General features: G+C 34.4%; 1 protein-coding gene and 1 pseudogene. Both read right to left on the bottom strand.

The genetic code is table 11. The features are described 5' to 3' along the window. Positions 1–238: 238 nt before the first annotated feature. Complete coding sequence (locus tag F3G98_RS11195) at positions 239–1,603, bottom strand: thioredoxin reductase (protein ID WP_149726096.1); 1,365 nt, start codon at positions 1,601–1,603, stop codon at positions 239–241. A 3-nt stretch (positions 1,604–1,606) separates the two neighbouring features. Continuing rightward, a pseudogene (locus F3G98_RS11190) lies at positions 1,607–2,223 on the bottom strand (hypothetical protein); the annotation flags it as partial.

Here is a 2,223-nt window from a genome sequence, read left to right as displayed (position 1 = left end):
TTTACTCGTTTAGGCACTATTTTATAGATACGCTTGTCCAACAAGAAGTAGAGCCAAATATCATAGCTCAAATAGTAGGGCATGAGAAGCAGTATAAAATTTTACTTGGAACATATGCTACAAATATAAATGCTAGTGTATTAAAGGCAAAAGTTGAAATGGTGTGCTATTAGACATATGGTTTATATGAATGTATGCTTCCTTCTATAAACCATAATCTACTGCTTGATGTTAAATTCTAATCCTTTATATTATGCTCTTTAGCGTAGCTTAATATCTTTTGCCTAAGATATTCTGGGAAGCTATCTCTATACATAACTGGTGTTAGAGGGTTTAGCTTTTTATCTAATTTACCAGCCTCATATAGTCTTGTTAGCTCTTCTGGTGTGTTGTAGTATGGTGCATTTGGATATCCCTCTGGTGGGGTTAGGGACATTATTTTAGCTTCTAGGAGGGTGGAGTCGATAAAAAGAGAAAGTGTTCTATCATCCCAATCCTTAGGAAATCCTGGAAGCTCTAGCCTGTCTTGAAATTTAGGGAGTTCGCTTTTAACATAAGAGATAAATTCTTCTCTTGTAGTCTCGTTTGCATCTAGGTCTCTAGGGTCTAGTAGCTTACCTTTGTCTTCTACGAGTTCTCTTAGGTCTTTATATAAAGAGTTATCTGGCATTGCTGCCACTCCATTTCTATTAAAATCCATCACGAAATAGCTCCCCACTATCTCATCTAAATAAGGCATCATCCCATATTCATCTAATGGAGGATTTTTAGCTAGTCTTCTAAATTCTTCAGCCATTTGTAAATTTTTGTTTAGACCTACTAAATAGGTAGAGTATTGAAACATGTCAGCTAATGCCTCTAAGGCTCCGTCTTGACCAAGCTGTGCTGATAGAAACATTGATTGATATGCTCTTGCTTTAAATCCTGCATAGCCTAATCCAACTCCTCCTGAAAATCCAACAGTGCTTCCTAATACTCCAGCACATATATTCCACTCTGCTGCAAATAATTCTGATTTTAGAGTTTTTCTATTAGAGCTTACTTCATCATAAATTTCAGCATACTCTGGCTTGGTTAGTTTGCCACCACTATCTACTCTACCTATGGCATCTTCTGGTATATCTATCATAGTGCAGTTTAGGTTACTTCTTTTTACTAGATAGATATATCTATCTCTTTTATCTTTTAGGCTTTCATAGTAAGCTTTTTCTGATTTAGTCCAAGGTGATAGTTTAGTTGAGCTTGGTTTATAGCTAATGTCTAGCCATGGTTTAAAAGATAGATAGTCTGTTTGACCTAGAGAGTTTGGTTTAGGGTTATAGTATAGTGGTTTATAGTTTTTATATGGAGATGAGTCTAGGATGGAGCGAGAGTCGAGAACTAGTTTTGAAGAAAGATCATTATTCGTATTATCTGACTTTTTTCCGTCATAAACAATTAAATTTGTCTTTTTATCAAATTTTACCTCTCTGCCATTGTGGGCTATAACCGTATATGTGTTATCCATTAAATTTTCTTTACTCATTAAATTTCCTTTGTTTATTATTAATAGTGATCCAGCTACTAAAAGAGCTATGATGATAAATGCAATCTTCTTCTTCATATCTTATCCTATGTATAGACCATCTTCCATTACTATAGTAGTAGCTAGACGACCGACTAGGCGTGGTGGAATTTCATCTTTGCTTCTTTCTTTTTCCTTAGGCGCTTTACACCCCACATACACTCCCTTTATGTTATTGTTACCTATAGTATCTAGTGCCTCTACTAGATCTCTTGAGAGGTTAGAGTGAGAGTTATCGCTATCTTCTGTGTTAAATATGCCTTTTTTAAATTTGTTTATTATATCTGTGGCTTTTTGGTAGGCGTCTATTGGTGTCATATAGTTATATTTATTTCTGTTATTTTCCTTATAAACATTATAAATTTCTTTCTCCTCTTTAACATCCAAATTTAACTCCCTTATCTCCACATCAGATTCAGTGTATCTACTTCTAGCATATTTAAAATACCTTGCATCTATCTCATTACCAGCTCCTCTTAGCTCATCTAAGCATAGATAGGTACTAAGGTTATTTAGTGCTAGTTTAGAGGCTAGGTTAAAAGATAGTTTGTTTTTCTTGTGGTCTATGTCGTAGTATATAAATGAGTTATAGTCTAGTCCTCCACTACTTATATTAGCTCCTAGAAATAGTCTATTTAAATTTAGGCTTATATAGTTTT

It is taken from the genome of Campylobacter concisus (assembly GCF_902460895.1).
Classification (GTDB): Bacteria; Campylobacterota; Campylobacteria; order Campylobacterales; family Campylobacteraceae; genus Campylobacter_A; species Campylobacter_A concisus_BC.
Note: the sequence above shows the minus strand (reverse complement) of the source record. Positions and strands in the feature narration are given on the sequence as shown.